This window comes from Streptomyces oceani, assembly GCF_001751245.1.
Lineage (GTDB): Bacteria > Actinomycetota > Actinomycetes > Streptomycetales > Streptomycetaceae > Streptomyces > Streptomyces oceani.
In genome coordinates, this window is sequence record NZ_LJGU01000141.1 from 63,038 (window position 1) to 80,602 (window position 17,565).

Annotated in this window: 16 protein-coding genes and 1 riboswitch; of the genes, 7 read left to right on the plus strand and 9 right to left on the minus strand. The window is 71.5% G+C overall.

The window, feature by feature from the left end:
* Positions 1-202 precede the first annotated feature (202 nt).
* The 4 genes from AN216_RS20600 to AN216_RS20615 all read left to right on the plus strand — a co-directional run bounded on the left by AN216_RS20600 (position 203) and on the right by AN216_RS20615 (position 6,542).
* Positions 203-1,420 carry a PP2C family protein-serine/threonine phosphatase gene (locus tag AN216_RS20600; RefSeq protein ID WP_139140968.1) on the plus strand — a complete coding sequence of 406 codons (1,218 nt, stop codon included), beginning with the start codon at positions 203-205 and terminating at the stop codon, positions 1,418-1,420.
* Positions 1,421-1,664: 244 nt separating this feature from the next.
* A riboswitch (cyclic di-AMP (ydaO/yuaA leader) is annotated at positions 1,665-1,805 on the plus strand.
* 377 nt (positions 1,806-2,182) lie between these two features.
* Positions 2,183-3,208 carry a M23 family metallopeptidase gene (locus tag AN216_RS20605; protein ID WP_070198224.1) on the plus strand — a complete coding sequence of 342 codons (1,026 nt, stop codon included), beginning with the start codon at positions 2,183-2,185 and terminating at the stop codon, positions 3,206-3,208.
* A gap of 971 nt (positions 3,209-4,179) precedes the next feature.
* Entirely contained in the window at positions 4,180-5,046 is an 867-nt protein-coding gene (locus tag AN216_RS20610) for an AraC family transcriptional regulator (RefSeq protein WP_070198196.1), read from the plus strand.
* A gap of 542 nt (positions 5,047-5,588) precedes the next feature.
* On the plus strand, positions 5,589-6,542 hold the full coding sequence (locus AN216_RS20615; protein WP_070198197.1) for an aldo/keto reductase: 954 nt from the start codon (positions 5,589-5,591) through the stop codon (positions 6,540-6,542).
* 231 nt (positions 6,543-6,773) lie between these two features.
* Here AN216_RS20615 and AN216_RS20620 read toward each other — a convergent pair whose 3' ends face one another.
* Positions 6,774-7,244, minus strand: coding sequence for a PPOX class F420-dependent oxidoreductase (locus AN216_RS20620; RefSeq protein ID WP_070198225.1), 471 nt, complete (start codon positions 7,242-7,244; stop codon positions 6,774-6,776).
* Positions 7,245-7,386: 142 nt separating this feature from the next.
* On the opposite strand from AN216_RS20620, the gene AN216_RS20625 reads away from it, so the two are divergent.
* Entirely contained in the window at positions 7,387-8,049 is a 663-nt protein-coding gene (locus AN216_RS20625; protein WP_070198198.1) for a hypothetical protein, read from the plus strand.
* A 6-nt stretch (positions 8,050-8,055) separates the two neighbouring features.
* On the opposite strand, the gene AN216_RS20630 is transcribed toward AN216_RS20625, so the two are convergent.
* Genes AN216_RS20630 through AN216_RS20640 form a run of 3 tightly spaced genes read right to left on the minus strand, consistent with a single transcriptional unit; the run spans position 8,056 to position 10,015 of the window.
* Entirely contained in the window at positions 8,056-8,928 is an 873-nt protein-coding gene (locus AN216_RS20630; protein ID WP_070198199.1) for an MOSC domain-containing protein, read from the minus strand.
* Between the two features lie 42 nt (positions 8,929-8,970).
* Positions 8,971-9,183 carry a DUF397 domain-containing protein gene (locus tag AN216_RS20635; protein ID WP_070198200.1) on the minus strand — a complete coding sequence of 71 codons (213 nt, stop codon included), beginning with the start codon at positions 9,181-9,183 and terminating at the stop codon, positions 8,971-8,973.
* Positions 9,167-10,015, minus strand: a complete 849-nt coding sequence (locus AN216_RS20640) for a helix-turn-helix domain-containing protein (protein WP_070198201.1) — start codon at positions 10,013-10,015, stop codon at positions 9,167-9,169. Before AN216_RS20640 ends, AN216_RS20635 begins: the two co-directional genes overlap by 17 nt.
* 151 nt (positions 10,016-10,166) lie before the next feature.
* On the opposite strand from AN216_RS20640, the gene AN216_RS20645 reads away from it, so the two are divergent.
* Complete coding sequence (locus AN216_RS20645) at positions 10,167-10,646, plus strand: ATP-binding protein (RefSeq protein ID WP_079166789.1); 480 nt, start codon at positions 10,167-10,169, stop codon at positions 10,644-10,646.
* 12 nt (positions 10,647-10,658) lie between these two features.
* On the opposite strand, the gene AN216_RS20650 is transcribed toward AN216_RS20645, so the two are convergent.
* Both AN216_RS20650 and AN216_RS28325 read right to left on the minus strand, forming a co-directional pair.
* On the minus strand, positions 10,659-12,152 hold the full coding sequence (locus AN216_RS20650) for a PrsW family intramembrane metalloprotease (protein WP_070198202.1): 1,494 nt from the start codon (positions 12,150-12,152) through the stop codon (positions 10,659-10,661).
* A gap of 98 nt (positions 12,153-12,250) precedes the next feature.
* Entirely contained in the window at positions 12,251-12,457 is a 207-nt protein-coding gene (locus AN216_RS28325) for a hypothetical protein (protein ID WP_070198203.1), read from the minus strand.
* Positions 12,458-12,673: 216 nt separating this feature from the next.
* Between AN216_RS28325 and AN216_RS20660 the strand changes: the two genes are divergently transcribed.
* A complete protein-coding gene (locus tag AN216_RS20660; RefSeq protein WP_170843179.1) occupies positions 12,674-13,891 on the plus strand; it encodes a pyridoxal-phosphate dependent enzyme in 1,218 nt (405 codons plus the stop codon).
* A gap of 164 nt (positions 13,892-14,055) precedes the next feature.
* Here AN216_RS20660 and trmB read toward each other — a convergent pair whose 3' ends face one another.
* From trmB to AN216_RS20675, 3 genes are all read right to left on the minus strand, one after another.
* Positions 14,056-14,808, minus strand: coding sequence for a tRNA (guanosine(46)-N7)-methyltransferase TrmB (trmB, locus tag AN216_RS20665; protein ID WP_079166085.1), 753 nt, complete (start codon positions 14,806-14,808; stop codon positions 14,056-14,058).
* Between the two features lie 153 nt (positions 14,809-14,961).
* Entirely contained in the window at positions 14,962-16,176 is a 1,215-nt protein-coding gene (lhgO, locus tag AN216_RS20670; protein ID WP_070198204.1) for an L-2-hydroxyglutarate oxidase, read from the minus strand.
* 323 nt (positions 16,177-16,499) lie between these two features.
* On the minus strand, positions 16,500-17,565 hold a 1,066-nt coding region (locus AN216_RS20675), incomplete at its 5' end, for an NsdA family TPR-like regulatory protein (RefSeq protein ID WP_244502559.1).

Below are 17,565 nucleotides of genomic sequence, written 5' to 3' on the forward strand. Positions count from 1 at the left end.
CCCCGCCGGCCGCCGCGCAGTCCCCGGCCGCCGCGCAGTCCCCGAGCACGCCGCAGTCGGACCTCCGGCCGACCGCCGACTCTGCCACGGACTGACCCGCCCCGGCCGCGTGCCCGTACGGGCGGACCCTCGGGCACGCGGCCGGAGCAGCGTGGGCCGTACTCGGGTCGCCGCTTCGGCCCGGAGCAGTCAGATTGGGAGGGTGCGGGATCATCCGGGCAGCGAGTCCGCTGCCGCAGCTGACGCTGTGCCGGCACGGGCCATCGCCGACCCGGTCGCCGGCGCCGCCGCCCGTGGCAGCCTCCGGACGCGCCGCTACACGCGCTGGCTTCCGGCCGGCCTCATCGCGACGGGCACGCTCGTCGACCTCCTGGTGCCGCCGGACTACGTCCCCGGTGCCCTCTTCGCCGCCGCGCCGCTGGCGGCGGCGCCACTGATGTCCCTCTGGGTGACGGTGGGTTACGGCGTCCTGTCCACCGTCGTCCTCACCCTGCTCCTCCTGCTCAACGGGCCCGCGTTCGGAGGCGAAACGGCGCTGCTCGTGCTGGACATGTGCGCCATCGTGCTGCTCTCCCTGGGGCTCAGCGTGTTCGTGCGCCGCACGGGCCGGCGGCTGGCCTCGGTTCGGGACGTCGCCGAGGCCGCGCAGCTGGCCGTGCTGCCGATGCCGCCGGCCCGGATTCGTGGGTTCGAGATCGCCGCGCGGTACGCGGCGGCGGAGTCCGACGCCCGGATCGGCGGCGATCTCTACGCGGTGCAGGACACTCCGCACGGCGTCCGGTTGATCATCGGTGACGTCCGGGGCAAGGGCCTGGACTCGGTGGCCTCGGTGGCGGTCGTCATCGGCGCCTTCCGGGAGTCGGCCGAGGAGGAAAGCACGCTGGAGGGCGTCTGCGCACGACTGGACCGGGCGCTCCAGCGGGAGGGCGAGCGGCGACTCGGGGCGGAGGGACTCGAGGAGTTCACCACCGCGGTCGTCGCTGAGGTGCCGGTGAGTGACCCGAACCTCGTACGGGTCGTCAACCGTGGTCATCCGGCGCCGTTGGTACTGGTCGACGGTGAGGTGCGGGAGGTCGATCCGCCGGACGCCGCCCTCCCGTTGGGTATCCGAGGGGTGGGCCACTGGCCGGACCGTGCCGCCCTGGCACGGCTGCCGCCCGGGGCGCAACTGCTCTTCTACACGGACGGGCTGTCCGAGTCCCGTGACTCGGAGGGGAGGTTCTACGACCCGGTGGAGCGACTGGCCGGAAAGCACTTCCGTGGCTCGCAGGAGGCGTTGGACGCCGTCGTCGCGGATGTCGCCGCGTACACCGGCGGTCGTACGGCGGACGACATGGCGCTGCTGGCGCTCGGAGCGCCCGACAGCGGGCGAGCGGCAGCCTGTGCGGGGCGTGCGCCGATGCCCGGCGGTGTGCCCTGAGTTGGCGGGGAGCAGGATACATAGCACCGATCGGGGTGGTGACGCGACCAAGCCGAGTGTCCCAATTGCCCCCAGCTGAAACCAAAGTCTGGGCCAAAGCATCCGCAAAATCGTCTGGACGACTTGGAATACGGCGGGTGGGTCTATTAACGTTCCATAACGCAGCGCGGTCGTCACTGCCGTCACGAGAGGCGGCTCCGTGCGCTATCGCCTAATCCCGTACGTGCAGCATCGTGCGTGGCACAACTCGATACCACTGCACCGAGGGAGCCGGGGAACCACTACTTGGGGTGAATCGGACTCGTCCCGCCCATGGACGCGCCCGTAGGAGACCTTCCTGCTCCGAACCCGTCAGCTAACCCGGTAGGCGAGAAGGAAGGAAGGAGTGCGCCCACTGTGGCGTCCAACAGCTACGCCCCCGAGGCGACGTCGTACGATCCCCACGGCTCGTCCGACGAGGATGACCCTGGTTCGCGGTTCTCGGACTTTCCGTACGCCGACCAGTTCGCGCCGGCTCACGTCGACGGTCCCGGAGTGACCGACACGCACACGTTCCCGGCGGCCTTCGACCCGCAGGCGAACGGCGAGGCGGGGTACGGCCACCCGAGCCAGGAGCCAAGCCCGTTCGGGGCGGGGTCCTTCGGCGCGGAGCCGTACCAGGCGTACGACCAGGTCACCTACGACCAGGGCGAGTTCCACGAGGACGCGTTCGGTGAGGGTGTGCGCGAACCAGCGGGCTCCGGTCAGTTCGGGCACGACCAGGTGGCGTTCGACGAGGGCGCGGCGTACGGCCAGACGGCGCGGGCCGAGGGCGCGTACGACCAGTTCGGTTACGGTCCGCCGACCGACGACTCCGTCGGCGAGTGGAACCCCACGGCGGACTCCATCCGCCAGGTCCGCGGCAAACACCGCGTCGCCAAGCAGCGTAGTGGTGGCATGGCACGCAGTGGAGCCGTGCTCGGCGTCGGTGTGATCGCCGCGGTGGGCGCCGGCGGCATGGCCACGGCGAAGGACAAGTCGCCCGCTCCCGTCTCGATGCCTGACCTCGGCTCGATGGCGGAGCAACTGGGCGTCAGCGGTTCCGACGAGCAGACCACCGCCGCCAGTCAGGCGCCTCTCACCCAGGTCGCCGTCAGCACCGCGGACTCGGAATCCGGTCAGAGCGACGCCGGCGAGGCGCTGCGTGCCCGGATCATGCAACAAGCCAACCAGCAGCAGACCGAGGCGAACCAGACGGTCCGCGCGGACGCCGCGGCCGCGGCCGCCAAGGAAGCGTCCGAGTCCGCCTCCGACAAGGCGGACGCCGAGGCCAAGCGCAAGGCCGAGGCCAAGCGCAAGGCCGAGGCGGAGGCCAAGCGCAAGGCCGAGGCGGAGCGGCGGGCCAAGCTGGCCGCCCAGTTCACGCTGCCCACCTCCAACTTCCAGCTCACCTCCGGCTTCGGCCAGGCCGGCGGGATGTGGGCGAACGACCACACGGGTCAGGACTTCGCGGCCCCCACCGGTACCCCGGTGAAGGCGGTGCACTCCGGCACCGTGAAGGAAGCCGGCTGGGCCGGGTCGTACGGCTACCGCATCGTGCTGGAGCTGGATGACGGCACGGAGGTCTCGTACTCCCACCTCTCCTCGATGCAGGTGTCCGCGGGCCAGCAGGTCAGCACGAAGGACGTCATCGGGAACGTCGGCTCGACCGGCAACTCCACCGGCCCGCACCTGCACTTGGAGGTCGAGGTCGGCGGCGACACCATCGATCCGCTGGCGTGGCTGCGTGGCAAGGGCCTCAACATCTGACACCCGGTGTGCTGCGGACGGACGCGTGACAGTGGCCCGCTGGGGCGCGTGCTGGCCCGGCGGGCTGGTGGCCGCCGCACTGGTGGTCAGCCAGCGCACCGGGCCGGTGTGCCGCTCTGCCGGTGCCCCGGCCGTCTCCGTGCCGTCCGACCCGCCCGCGCCCGGCCTCGTACACCAGTCCGCGCCCGTGCTCGTACGCGCGCCGGTATCGCCAGCTGTGAGTGACCAGTTGTCGTGCCGGCGACAGGGCGAGCCGGGTCACCGAACCCCCACATCCCGCACAGGGACCGCACCGCCGCCTCGAATCGCCGAGGGCTGTGACATAGCCCCCCACCGCAGATCTCGGCACAGCAGGAGGGGGCGAGGCGGCGGATCGCGGGGGAAAGGCGTGGGGCAGCGTCGGTTGCCCGAACGGCCAAGGGGCCGGCGAGGCGGGAAGGAACGAGCACGGACGAGCAGGGAACGGCGGGCGAACAGCACAGAGCGAACGGCACAGAGCGCGAACAGAACAGCGGACCGGTGCGGCGGAGCCACCCCCGCACCCGGTACCCGTGGCGGCCGTGCCGCGCACGCCGTGCCACAAGCCCCGGCGGTCCTGGTGCTACCCCCGACATCAGGGCCGCCGGCCTCTTCCATCGGGGTGACGGTTCACGACCCGGCCCCGCCGCGAAACGCTGCTCAGCGGGCCACGGTGCCGGACCATCTCGCCCGCGCTGGTCTGTAGCCGCCCGTCCGTCCCGTCTGACACGGTCCCGCCGGCAGGTGGACCGACCGTGGACGGACACCGCCCTCGCCAGCGAGACGTCCCTGACCGCGCGGGCGCGTGGGTCCCGGTCAGCGACCCCGCCACCGTCCTGCCTCAACTCCCGCACCGCGCGGCGGTGTCGGTCCCCCGACAATCCCGGGCACAGATCATCGGACCTCGCCCCGTCCACGTTCCCCAGGCTGGGATATGCCAGAAAGGAACAGAGATGGAGCTGTGGAATCGCGCGATGGACGCCATCGAGGAACACCTCGACCACGAGGTCCCCGTTCGGGAGGTGGCCTCGACCGCCCTCACCTCGGAGTACCAACTCCGACGGGTGTTCTCGATGCTGGCCGGAATGCCGCTTTCGGAGTACGTACGCCGACGGCGCATGACCGTCGCAGCGAATGCGGTACGCGACGGCCACGAAGCCGTGCAGGACATCGCCGTCCGGTTCGGCTACGCCTCGGCCGACGCCTTCTCCCGCGCGTTCCGCAGCGTGCACGGGATAGGACCCGAGCAGGCGCGTCGCCCGGGCGCCGTCCTGAGGTCCCAGCCCCGTCTGTCCTTTCACCTCACCGTTGAAGGGAGAACGGACATGCGGTACCGCATCGTCGAGAAGCCGGCATTCCGGGTGGTGGGTCGGAGGATCCGCTCCACCATCGCGTACGAGGGCGTCAACTCCGATGCCGACCGTCTCGTCCGGTCGCTCTCGGACACCGACTGGCAGACATTCGAGGACCTGTCGGACCAGGAGCCGCGCGGCGACATCTCGGTCTGGGACGACGCTGACGGAACGGGTGGGGCCGAAGGCACCGAGGCCGACTACTACGTTGGTTCGGCCACCAACCGGCCTGCGCCCAGCGGGTACGACGCCCTCAGCGTGCCAGCAAACTCCTGGGCGGTGTTCACCGCCTCCGGACCGTTCCCGCGGTCGCTGGAGTCCCTCTGGCGGGCCGTCGGAGGCGAGTGGCTGCCCGCCAACCCGTACGAGTTGGTTCCCGCGCCGTCGCTCGTTCGCGCGACCTACCACGACGAGCACGGCGAGCACGCCGACATCGAACTCTGGCTCGCCGTACGACCCACGACCTGACCGGGCCGAGAGCAGTGCCTGCCCGGGAGTCCTCACGGCTGGCGGGGCAGGCATCTCTTACGTCCGAGCGCCAAGCATCGGGTGACGCCGGAAACGGCAAGCTCCAGCCGGGGCCGGAAACGGCATGCGTCAACCGGGAGGCGACACACGACCAGAGCTTCGCCGTGTCTGGAGAAGCGTGGTGAGTTCTCGGTCGAACCGCCGCCTTCGTCTGCCGATGTCTCGCGGTAGTTCACCCTCATCGGTGGCCGAACAAACGCGCTGGCACGATGCCTCAGCTGGGGCCAGCGTATGGCCGAGGTCCACGCCGGTTCGCTCGTACCTGAGCGCGATAGCTCGACGGGTTCAGTTCTGGAGGAGAACATCCGCACCTGGATCAAAGGCCCGTAAGCTTTCGTCTGGACCAGGCCAGCGGCAGGGATCAGCGGATGCTTCGCCGATGTCTGAACCGATATGCCCGACCCGGGGTATTGGGAACCCCGGGCGGGACCCAGTCGGACCAACAGCGGAACAACCACGGTGAGCCGGGCGTTCGTCGACTGATGTCCACTCACCCAGTGCCCACGCGCACCCTTGGAAGCCTGTCCGTATCCCCACTCGCGCTCGGCGGTAACGTCTTCGGCTGGACCGCCGACCAAGCCGCTTCGTACGACGTGCTCGACGCCTACACGGCCGCCGGCGGCAACCACATCGACACCGCAGATGTCTACTCCGCCTGGGTCGAGGGAAACCAGGGCGGCGAGTCCGAAACCGTCATCGGCGACTGGCTGGCCGCCCGCCGCAACCGGGATCAGGTCGTCATCGCCACCAAGGTCGGAAGCCACCCGCGGTACCGCGGACTGGCTCCGGAGACCCTGAAGGCCGCTGTCGACGCCTCCCTGCGCCGGTTGCGTACGGACCATATCGACCTCCTCTACACGCACTTCGACGACGAGTCCGTCGAGGTCAGCGAGATCATCGGGGCGCTCGACGAACTCGTCACGGCCGGCAAGGCCCGCGAGATCGCCGCCTCCAACATCTCGCCGGCTCGGCTCGAAGCATCACTCGCGGCCAGCGAGCGGGGCGGCCTGGCGCGGTACGTCGCACTCCAGCCGCACTACAACCTGGTCTCCCGGGACACCTACGAGGGCGAACTGGCCGAGATCGCCCAGCGGCACGATCTCGGCGTACTGCCGTACTACGCCCTGGCCGCAGGCTTCCTCACCGGCAAGTACCGTCCGGGCGACGCCATGCCGGACAGCGCGCGAGCGGGTGGCGCCGCCGCACACCTGGACACCGAGCGCGGGCAGCGGGTGCTCACCGTCCTGGACCAGATCGCTGACGCACACGACGCGTCACCGGCCACCGTCGCGCTGGCCTGGCTCGCCGCCCAGCCGACGGTCGTCGCGCCGATCGCCAGCGCCCGCAGCGTGGAACAACTGCCGGCACTGCTCGAGGTGTCCCGGATCAGTCTGTCCGAGGAGGAGGTCCGCCAGCTCACGGACGCCTCGGCCTGACGGCCTCCGCGTCCGGGTATCCCGTCCGCGAGTCGCCGAGCCCGCCCGGTCGCCCGTCAGGTGCCGGTCCCCGACCCGTCACCCCACCACGGGTCGGGCGGGTTGGGTCGAGGTGAGACGTCTCGCAATGGCTGGCGGGCCCAGGGACTCCAGTACGCAGCGGCCCGGCGCACCCGCGGTGCGGTATCGGCGGTGCGGTGTCAGCGGTGTGGGCTGTGACGTGGCGCCTCGTCAGTCGCGCCCCGGTTGCCCGTATGCCCGCTCCACCCGCAGCCGCACGACCTGTCTCCGGTCGGTGACCATCGCCGCGCGGTAGTCGTCCCAGTCCGGATGTTCCTCACCACGGATCGCGCGATAGACCTCGACCAACTCGTCGACCGTGCTGTCGTACGGATTCGACGCCACCGGAGTCAGCTCGGCCGTGCCGTCCGCGACCGTCCATGCCCAGCCGTCCTGGCTGGTGACATGGAAGCTGGCACGCGGATCCCGCGTGAGATTACGGGCCTTCGCCCGGTCCGCCGTGACCGAGATCCGGATCAACCGGGTGGCGGGATCGTAGGTGTGGTTCACGTTGGACAGCTGGGGCCGACCGTCGCGTCGCAGCGTGACCAGGACGCCCAGGTTGTGCCGGGTGAACAGCCTCAGCAGCGCGTCCTGTCGAGCCTGCTGATCCTGTTGCTGAGGAGACTGCGAGTCGGCCATGGCGATGAGCGTCCTCTCCTTGAGTGCTCGGGCGGTCATGTCATGCTAACGCTCCGTGCTCAGTGCGAGTTCCCCGAGCACGCTGTGTTCTTTTCGCCCGGACAGTGCCCCGACGGTTCCCCGCCCGCCGATGCCGGGGAGAATGGCGAACTCCAACCACGAAGCCATGCGTACGGGAAACGGGCCGATGACGCGGAACCACTTCACCCCGGACCTGATGACCACCGTCGACGAGGTGGACCGGGCCGAGACCGCGAAGCGTCGGCGTGCCGTGTGGCTGCCGGCCGTCTTCGCGCTGCTGCTGTTCGTCGCGGGTGGCGCGATGTTCAAGAGCACCTATCTCGACCTGCAGCAGGTCGCCGACCACGGGCGCCCTGGCGTCTTCACGTTGAACCACTGCGAGGAGGTCGGTGGTTCCGACTCCGGACCGACGACCTACTGTTACGGCGACTTCCGCTCCACGGACGGAAAGATCACCGAGCTGGACGTGCGGCTGCCGGAGGACACGGACGCCGAGGGGCTACGGCCCGGCGACAGCTTCAAGGCCCGCATGGTCCTGCGCGACTCGGGTCCCGACGACATCGTGCGTGCCGACGCCAAGGGCGACAACGACCGGGTCATGCGTGCCGCCGGCTCGGTCGGAGTCATGCTGTTCGCCCTGATGCTGGGCGGCTTCGCGGTACGCAACCCCATGCCGCACGGGCCGGCACGCAGCCGCCTCAGCGGTCTGCTGAAGGCCGGGATGCTGGTGTCGATCCTCGTCTGGTTCATCGGGCTCGGCACGGCCGGTGGTATCTGGAGCTGACGGCCGTCAGACCTCCGGCGTGCCCCACTCGTCCACCGTCAGCTCGTCCCCCACGGACAGCTTGCCCGGCCGCAGCACCGAGAGCTTCACCCCGAAGGCCACGCCCGTGCCGCCGGTCGCCGTCGCCCGACGGTAGCCGGCGAGGGTACGCAGCGGTTCCGGACCCGACTTGGTGCCGGAGGACTGGTCCACCGTCGTCACCACGCAGCGGATCGCCAACTTCGCGTACGCCAACTCCGCGTCGCCCGCCCGTACGAGCCGCAACGCGTCCTCCCGGTGTGGCCGCTCCCAACCGTCCACCGTGCCGTCCACCACGATGTTCGGCCGGAACCGCGTCATCGGCAGCGGCTCGTCGCCGCCCGCCAGCAGGCGTTCGTTGAGCCCGTCCAGGCTGCGTACGGACAGCAGGTGTACGGGGTTGCTGTCGGCGTACGCGCTGGTGCCCGGTGTCATGCCGTCCGCGATCCGCCGGTGCTCCGGCGGCACCCGCACGAGGCGGCTCGGCTCGCCCAAGGCCTCGGACAACCACTCGGCGACCCCGGCGCCCTGGTCGATGCCCTGGTACGGGGCGCCGAACAGGGTGACGTCCCGACGCGGCGCCGTCAGGTCGACGGGCACCCGAAGCCGTTCCATGCCCGCTGCGTCCAGGGTCAGTTGCTCGGCGGCGTCGCCCCCTGGGTCATCGGCGGGGCTCGTGATCCCCGGGCGGATCAACGCCAGCTTCGGACTGCGGCGCTGACTGCGGAACGTACCGTCCGGCGTGATGACCAGGAAACTCCGGTCATGCGTCAGTCCCGCCTCGGTCATCCTCGCGTCGTGTGTCGACACCCCGGCACAGCCCTTGACCGGGTAGGTGACCAGTTCGGATATGCACGCCATGTGACACACCCTACGGGCGGGACGATCGCGGCGTCATACGCATTACCCCCGGACTCGGCCCGCCTCCCGGAGTTGGGTGAGGAAGGTGTGCCAGGTGGGGTGGTGGAAGGTGAGGGTGGGTCCGGTGGGTCGCTTGCTGTCGCGTACGAGGAGGGCGTGGGCGGGTGTGGCCACCTCCACGCAGTCGCCGCCGCTGCCGTTGCTGTAGCTGCTCTTGCGCCACGATGTCCGCACCAGGTCATGGCCTTTGCTCATTCCGGAAGTCCTCTGCCGCTGTTTCGATCATGTCCAGGGACGTCTTCGGCGAGAGCGCCGCTGCCCTCAGCAGATCGTAGGACTTCCGATACTGCAGGACGAGCGTTGGCTCATCGATGAGTTGACCGCTGTGGAGAGCCTCGGTGTACGAGACGGGTGGCGCGTCCGGAAAGGTCAGGACCTTCAAAGTGCCCACCATGAAGGGGTGCGCCCCCGCATTCAGCGGCAGGATCTGCACAATGATCCGGCCTTGCTGTGCCAGCGCCGCGATGTGGGCGAACTGCTCAGCCATGTCAGCCGATTCCGCGATCGGATGACGCAGCAAGTACTCGTGGAGAATTGCCCAGAACTCCGGGACACGAGGCCGTTGGAAGATGCCGGCCCGCTCTAACCGTGCCGTCACCTTGGCGTCGACATCCGCCGGCTCACCGAGCGGATGTGTCGCGCGGATCACCGCCCGGGCGTACGCGTCCGTCTGCAACAGCCCAGGAACGAGCGAGGGCGCCCACTCCTCGATCGTCTGCGCCCGCTGCTCCATCTCCACCACATCGGCGAAGTACTCCGCGTGTCCGCCGCGTCTGGCCTTGCGCGCGTCCTCGCAGCGACGCTCGAAGAACCCGTCGGTGGCCAGGCGGTGGTCCGCGTGCTGGGCGAGGTCCAGCGGCATACGGCGGTCGCCCATCTCGATCTGGCTGAGATAGGCGACGCTGTAGAAGCAGCCCTCCGCCAACTGTTGCAGCGTGAGCCCCGCCGACTCGCGCTTCCAGCGCAACTCGGCGCCGTAGAACGCCGGCACGCTCGCCGCCGCGTCCAGATCCTTCCGTGGTGGCATGTCCCGCCCTCCGCCTCGGTACCTCTGTCCCGCCTCCCGCCGGCTCAACGCACCGCGCTGCTGAACCCGATCTCCTTTCACCGTATGCCGATTCGCAGCACTCTGTGAGCGTCCCATCACAGAACGCACGACGCAGAGGAAAGGTGCCCGCATGAGGACGCCGAGCACGCCGAGCCCACCCAGCTCGCCCAGCCTGCCGCCACCCTCCGGAACGCACGTGCCGCCGCCCGCGCTGACGCTCCCGCTGCTGGCCCTGCCATGCGCGGTGGCCGAGCTACGGCACCAGGTCGGGGCGGAGTTGGACCGCCGGGGTCTGCCCGGTCTGGTCGACACGGCCGAGCTGTGCGTCAGCGAGCTGGTGACGAACGTGATCCGGCATGTCGGTGAGGGCGTGCCGATCAGCCTGCGTCTCGTACGGCACGTCGTACGGCACGAGGACCGGTTGCGGATCGAGCTGACCGATCCGTGTCCCCGTGTGCTGCCCATGCTGCTCAGCGCGAGCGCGGAACAGGAGTACGGGCGAGGGCTGGCCCTGGTGGACGCGCTGGCCGCGTGCTGGGGCGTGATCCCACATAAGGACAGCAAGACCACGTGGTGCGAGTTGGCGGCCACTCCGGCATGGCGGCCGTAGGGCGCCCGGCCGTCACGCACCCGGCGGCGATGCTCCGTACGCGCCGTGCTGCCCGTATCCGCCGTGTCCGTACGTGCTGTGGCCGCCGTGTACGTACGCCCCGGGCTGGCCGTGCCCGTACCAGCCGTGCCCGTACCCGCCGGCCGGAGCACCCGGCGGGCCGCCCCCGCCGGGCGGCGGTCCCCAGCGCTGCGGTGGTGGCGCGGCACGGTGCGCCAGGGCCATCGCGGAACGCTCCGTCGGTGGCGCGGCCAACGCGCGGCGCGTCCACAGGTGGTGCAAGAGCTCCTGTTCGCGGGCGTGGAAGTCGGCTTCCCCGCCGCCGCGTTCCGCGCGGGCGCGCAGGAGCGCGAGCGTGGTGGCGAAGTGCTGGTACTGCCGCACGGTGTCGGCACCGCTCGGCCCGTGCGCCCGTCGGGCCAGGTTGCGGGCGATGGCGCGGGCCCGCATGGAGGCCAGCGCCCATGACTCGCCCGGGCTGAGCCAGCCGGCGACGGCGTACGCGGGGAGCGTACGGCGGACCGTACGCAACGCGCGCTGCCGGGCGGCGATGCCCAGCCAGACCAGTCCGGCGAGGGCGGGCAGGATGGCGAGGGCGTAGACGAGAAGGAAGGTGCTGGAGGCGTCGGTGGCCGCGGCGTTCCACACGGCGTGCAGCCCGATCGCCGTCAACAGGCCGACCAACGGCAGCAGTACGCGCGCTGCCCGCCGCCGGTGGGGGAGCGCGGCGGCGAGGCCGAAGGCCGCTCCGGCCAGGCCGGTGAACAGCGGATGGGCGAACGGCGAGAACACGATGCGGGTGACGAAGGTGGCGGCGGTCAGCGACTGGTCCAGTTCGATGCCGCCGCTGTCGGTGAAGGCCGTGTCCTGTCCGTAGGCGTGGCCGAGGTAGAGGACGTTCTCGGTGAAGGCGAAACCGGTGGCGGTCATGCCCGCTATGACGATCCCGGTGGCGACTCCGGTGAAGTGGTTCGGGCGGAAGAGGTAGAGGAGCAGGATGGCGGCGGCCTTGGCCGCCTCCTCGACCACCGGCGCGACGACGGTCGTACCGAGCGACTCGGCGCTGGTCGGCGACTCGGTGACGACGGAGGTGGCGAGCCATTTCGTGGTGAGGCTGTTGGCCAGCAGCGATATCAGGGTGGCGGCACAGGCGCCCCAGGCGAGCGCGAAGCCGAGGTTGCGCCATGGCGTGGGCTCCACGGCGTCCAGCCACCGCAACGCGAGAACGAGCAGCGGCACCGGCAGCACCGACAGCGCCAGCCCGACCAACAGCCCCTGGGTGCCGGTCTGTCGCTGCACCAGGGTGAGGATCATCAGCCCGCAGAGGGCCAGCACTCCGGCGAGGGCCAGTACCCGCAGCGTACGGCGGTGCCGGTGCCACCAGGAGGGGGTACGCGGCGGGTGGTAGCGCCAGTCCTCCGGCGAGGCGGGCATGCCGGTGAACCGCGGCTGCCGCTCGTACGCGGGCACCGCGGGCGCGCCGGTCGGCTGGTATGCCTGGTCCACGTCTCGACACTAGCCGCCAGGTCCGGGTCGGGTCCTCTCGGCGGTGCTCCCGGTGGCCCCCGGACTCGGGGCGTGCTGGTGTCGGAGCCAGCGGCGGGTCAGCCGTCGATGGCCTCGCTTGCCGTCCGACGGCGGCGCGCCCGGGCGTAGCTGTACAGGTCGAGGGCCCCCAGGGCGGCCAGCACGATACCGAGCGGCTGGCCTTCGAACCAGAGGAACTCCGTGTCCGGGAAGACGAGAAGCAGCACCGCGGAAGCGGCGAGCATGATCACGCCAATGGTGAGGTTCCAAGTCTCTTTCCACATGCCGACATTCTCCCGACGAACCCGGTCGGTTTCCTCAGACGGGTGGAGGAGATGGGCGCGGGCGCGCGTACATCGTTCGAGGGCGGCGGAGTACACGTTCGGAGGGTGCGCGGCCCGACGGCGCACGCGCCGGCGCGTGCGCCGTACAGCGAGGGGCTGACGGCAGGGTCGTGTCCGCTCGGACATACGGTGAAACTCCGTGGAGCGTACGAGCGTATGGGAGACAGCAACGTGAACATGTCCGTCCTCATGAATCCCCTGCGGGATCACCGGGCGGTGCCCGAGCCCCCGCGTACCCCCCTCGCGTTGCATCACGGCGTGCCCGGGTTCCAGCCGACCGCCCTGCGTCCGGCCCCGGAACTGGCGGCGCGCTGGGGCGTGGGTGAGGTGTGGCTGAAGGACGAGACGGCACGCCTCGGACTCCCCTCGTTCAAGATCGTGGGTGCCCTGTGGGCCGTGCACCGACTACTGTGCACGCGGCTCCGCGTCAGCCCCGAGCGCACCTCGTACGCCGAACTGCGGCAGCGCCTGGCCGGCAGTGACCTCGGGTTGCTCACCGCGAGCGCCGGGAACTGGGGGCGCGCGGTGGCCAGTGCCGCCCGCTGGCTGGGGCTGCGCGCGACCATCCTGGTGCCGGAGGCGACGGCCGAGCCGCGCATCCACGCCGTGCGCGCGGAGGGTGCCGAAGTGCGGGTGGTATCCGGAAACTTCGACGTGTCCGTGGCGCGCGCCGCTGAGCTGGCGGGCGAGCGTGACCTGTTGGTCGCGGACGCCTCGGAGCATCCGGACGACCCGTTCCCCGGCTGGGTGTCCGAGGGGTACGAGACGCTGTTCGCGGAGATCGACGAGAAGTTCGCGGCCAGCGCCGAGGGCGGTGGCGACGCCGAGCCGGACCTGGTGGTCGTCCCCGTCGGCGCGGGCGCGCTCGCCGCCGCCGCGGCCCGACACTACGGCCGTACGGACTCCGGCACGCTGCTCGGCGTCGAGCCGCACGAGGCGGCGGGCGCGATGGCCTCCGTACGCGCCGGGCACATCGTGACGGTGCCGGCGCTCACGCCCACCCCGATGGCCGGCCTGAACTGCGGCACGCCCTCGGCGACGGCCTGGCCGGCGCTGCGCGACGGCTTCGACGCTTTCTGCGCCATCGGGGACGCGCGGGCGGAGCACGGGATGCGGCTGCTGGACCGTGCCGGGGTGGCGGCGGGAGCATGCGCGGGGAGCGTGGCGGGTGCCGTGGACGGCCTGCTGCGGCCGGACGCGTGTGCCGGAGAGGCCGCCAGCGCGGAGGCCGAACGGCTGGGCCTGCACGGCGGCAGCTCGGTGGTGCTGCTGCTGACCGAGGGGGTCACGGACCCGGAGCACCACGCCAAGGCGATGGCCGGCGGGCGGTTGGTCGGTGAGGAGCTGGCCGGGGAGGAGCTGGCGGGCGGCTGAGCGGTCGCGGATGAGCTGTGCGGTCGGGGCTACGCGCCCGGGGCGCGCGCCTGCCCGTCGTACGCCCACCGTGGCCGTACGCGCGCCGGCGCCGGCGCGTCTGGACACAGCGCGACGGCCCGGCCGCCTTGCCCGTACGCGCCCGCTCGTACGGCGCTCTCGGCCTACCGCCGGCGGAAACGCAGGTCGTGCACCCGGTGGCCCTTGCGCAGGCCCTGGCCCTCGAAACGGGTGGGTGCGCGCGAGCCCTGGCCCGGGGCGTAGCCGCCGTCCGGGGCGGTGTTCACGTAGTCCGGGTGGGCGTCCAGCACCTCCAGCATGTGCTCGGCGTACGGTTCCCAGTCGGTGGCCAGCTCGAACAGCGCCCCGGACACCAGCGGGCCGGCGGCCAGGTCGAGGAACTCCGGTTGCACGATGCGGCGCTTGTGGTGCCGCTTCTTCGGCCAGGGGTCCGGGAAGTAGAGGCGGAGACCGTCGAGGGAGTCCGGCTCAAGCATCTCGCGCAGCAGGACGAGGGCGTCGCCGTTGGCGATCCTGAGGTTGGTGGAGCCGTTCCGCTCCGCGAGCCGCAGCAGGTGACCGTGCCCTGGGGTGTGCACGTCCACGGCGAGGATGCCCGTGGCCGGATCGTCGGCGGCCATCCGCGCGGTGGCCTCGCCCATGCCGAACCCGATCTCCAGGACGATCGGGGCGTCGGGCGGCAGCGTGTCGAAGAGCGCTCGCAGATCGAGTCGGGAGCCGTCCACCTCGAGGCCCCAGGTGGTCCACAGCCGCTCCAGTGCCCGGCGCTGCGCGTCGGTGACCCGACCACGGCGGGGTGTGAAGGTGCGGCCGCCGTGGAGGGGACGGGCCGGCGCGGGGTTCGCGGCCGGGCCGGGGCGGGGCGACTGGGCTGGTGAGCCGGAGGGTTCGGGCATCTCGCGGGGGATGGCGGCGTCGGGCGGGGCGGTGCTGGGTGTTTCGTTCTCGGACACAGTGCCTTCGATTCTACGTGCGGCCGGCGCGGTGGAGATGTGCGGGATTCGGGTGTGAACCGTGCGTCCACCGTCCGTCGCCCGCCCGTGATCGGGTCACCGCATGGCCCGTACGACCCGTCCCGCGATCTCCCGACCGATCGGCAGGGAGGCCGTCGCGGCGGGCGAGGGGGCGTTGAGGACATGGACCGTGTGCGGGGACTCCTGGATGAGGAAGTCGTCCGCCAGGGTGCCGTCCCGCAGCACCGCCTGGGCTCGTACGCCAGCCCGAGCCGGCCGTAGGTCCCCGGCCGTCACCTCCGGCAGCAGCCGTCGCACCGTGGCGGTGAACGCGCTCCGCGACAGTGAGCGCCGCAACTCCCCCGCGCCGTACCGCCAGTGGCGGCGCGCGATGCGCCAGCTGCCCGGATAGCCGAGCACCCCGGCCAGGTCGTACGGTCGCAGGGTGCGCCAGTCGTAGCCCTCCCGGGCGAGTGCCGCCACCGCGTTCGGCCCGACGTGCACGCCGCCGTCGACGCCACGGGTCAGATGCACGCCGAGGAAGGGGAAAGCCGGGTCGGGCACGGGATACACCAGCCCGCGTACCAGCTCGGCCCGTGCTGGTACGAGGTCGTGGTACTCGCCCCGGAAGGGGACGATCCGCATCCCCGGGTCGTCGCCGGCCAGCCGGGCGATCCGATCGCAGTGCAGGCCGGCGCAGTTGACGAGCGCGCGGGCACGCGACAGCGTGCCGTCCGCGGTCCGTACGGCCACCCCGCGTCCCGCGCGTCGGTCGATCGCCGTCACCTCGGCACCGCACCGGACCGAGGCGCCCGCGGCCTCCGCCAGCCCGGCCAGCGCACCGGCCACCGCGCGGAAGTCGCAGATCCCGGTGGTGTCGATCCGGAGCGCGGCCAGCCCGGCCACGGACGGCTCGTACTCGGCGATCTGGGCCGGACCCAACTCCCGTAGCGGAATGCCGTGCTCGCGTCCCCGCTGGGCGAGCGCGTGCAGCCGGGGCAGCTCGGACCGGTCGGTCGCGACGATCAACTTGCCGGTCCGCTCGTACGGGACCTCGTGCGCCGCGCAGAACCGGATCAGCTCGGCGGCGCCCTCGGCGGCGAACCGTGCCTTGAGCGAGCCCTGGCGGTAGTAGATGCCGCTGTGGATCACGCCGCTGTTCCGGCCCGTCTGGTGTCGCGCCGTCCGCGCTTCCTTCTCCAGCACGACAACGCGGGTGCCGGGGGCGGCCTGGGTCAGCGCGTATGCCGTCGACAGGCCGACGATGCCGCCGCCGATCACCAACACGTCGCAGTCGTGGGCCGCGCTCAATCCTGTCTCTCCCTCGCTCCGGTGCGGATGGTCGGTCCCGTGCTGATCGTCACGTCTCCCATGATGGACGTCGCCACTGACGAGCGGCTCCGACGATACGGCGCGGCTTCCGGACGGCGACGAACGTGGCAGGGCGGCCGAGGAGTACCGGGAGCGCACCAGTGGCGACGGAAGTCGGGCGGCGCTCGCCGCCTCCGTTCCACACACCTCTCCCCGAAGCGCCGTCGCGGCCTCAGGTGTCACCCTGCGCGGGTGCGCAGGGTGACACGCCCGGGCATGCTGGTGAGACCCTCCGCCCGAGAGGTCGTCGCGTCCGCCTCCCGTCAGGCCGGGGCGAGCAGCAACGGCCGGGCCCGCTCGCGTAGTTCCGCCACCTGTGGCTCGTCGCCGTACGGTTCCAGGCGGTGCAGCAGGTCGCGTACGTACTCCGTGGTGCGGGCCGAGGAGATGCGGCCCGCCACGTCGATCGCCCGGTTGCCGGCCGCGCAGGCGGCGTCCAGGTCGCCCGACTCCAGCTCCGCGACCGCCGAGACCACCAGCCGGAGCCCGTGCGAGCGTACGAACTCCTCGGTGGGCTGGGAGAGGGCGCGCTCCGTGAAGCGGCGGACCTGGCGGGGGGCCTTGAGGTCGCGGTAGCACTCGGCCGCGTCCGCGGCCAGTCGGTCGTAGGAGTAGAAGTCCAACCAGGACGGGTCCGGGTCGCCCGCCCGGGAGCGCTCCAGCCAGCCCTCGGCCGAGGCCAGCGCGGTGCCGCAGGCGTGCGACTCGTCCGCTTTGGCGTGTGCGCGCGCCTCCACCAGTCGGAAGAAGCTCATGGTGCGGGCGGTGGCCAGGCCACGATTGCGCTCGATGGCGGCCTGCGCCAGGTCGACGCCTTCGTCGGCGAAGCCGCGGTAGGTGGCCTGCAGGGACATGGAGGCCAGGACGTATCCGCCCAAGGGCACGTCGGCGGCGGCGCGGGCCAGCCGCAGGGCCTGGATGTAGTAGCGCTGGGCGGCCTCCTGTTGACCGGTGTCGAAGGCCATCCAGCCGGCGAGACGGGTGAGTTCGGCGGTTGCGCCGAAGAGAGCGCGGCCGACCTCGTCGGAGTACGAGCCGAGCAGCAGCGGTGCGGCGTCCGCCCGTAAGCAGTCCGGGACCATCGACGAACGCCAGTCGCCGCCGCCGTACTTGGAGTCCCAGCGGCGTGCCTCGTCGGCGGCCTCGCGGAGCTTGGACACGTCCGTGTGCCCGACGCGTAGCACAGCCGGCACCGAGTCGCCGCTCTCCCCGCCGGGGTCACCGGATTCCGCGCCGCCGGCCCCACCTGGGTCCGCCCTCGCCTGCGCCCGCACGGCCACTCCGCCCGCGTCCCGGCCGCGTGCGGTGGCGCGCCTGCTGTACGACCAA

Bases quoted from the DNA above. Each gene is read 5' to 3' on its own strand.
- AN216_RS20635 (WP_070198200.1), bottom strand. From the start codon at position 9,183: ATGAGCAAAGGCCATGACCTGGTGCGGACATCGTGGCGCAAGAGCAGC.
- AN216_RS20620 (WP_070198225.1), bottom strand. From the start codon at position 7,244: ATGGCCGACTCGCAGTCTCCTCAGCAACAGGATCAGCAGGCTCGACAG.
- AN216_RS20645 (WP_079166789.1), top strand. From the start codon at position 10,167: ATGAGGACGCCGAGCACGCCGAGCCCACCCAGCTCGCCCAGCCTGCCG.
- AN216_RS20640 (WP_070198201.1), bottom strand. From the start codon at position 10,015: ATGCCACCACGGAAGGATCTGGACGCGGCGGCGAGCGTGCCGGCGTTC.
- AN216_RS20625 (WP_070198198.1), top strand. From the start codon at position 7,387: ATGGCGAACTCCAACCACGAAGCCATGCGTACGGGAAACGGGCCGATG.
- AN216_RS20610 (WP_070198196.1), top strand. From the start codon at position 4,180: ATGGAGCTGTGGAATCGCGCGATGGACGCCATCGAGGAACACCTCGAC.
- AN216_RS20660 (WP_170843179.1), top strand. From the start codon at position 12,674: ATGGGAGACAGCAACGTGAACATGTCCGTCCTCATGAATCCCCTGCGG.
- AN216_RS28325 (WP_070198203.1), bottom strand. From the start codon at position 12,457: ATGTGGAAAGAGACTTGGAACCTCACCATTGGCGTGATCATGCTCGCC.
- trmB (WP_079166085.1), bottom strand. From the start codon at position 14,808: ATGCCCGAACCCTCCGGCTCACCAGCCCAGTCGCCCCGCCCCGGCCCG.
- AN216_RS20630 (WP_070198199.1), bottom strand. From the start codon at position 8,928: ATGGCGTGCATATCCGAACTGGTCACCTACCCGGTCAAGGGCTGTGCC.
- AN216_RS20615 (WP_070198197.1), top strand. From the start codon at position 5,589: ATGTCCACTCACCCAGTGCCCACGCGCACCCTTGGAAGCCTGTCCGTA.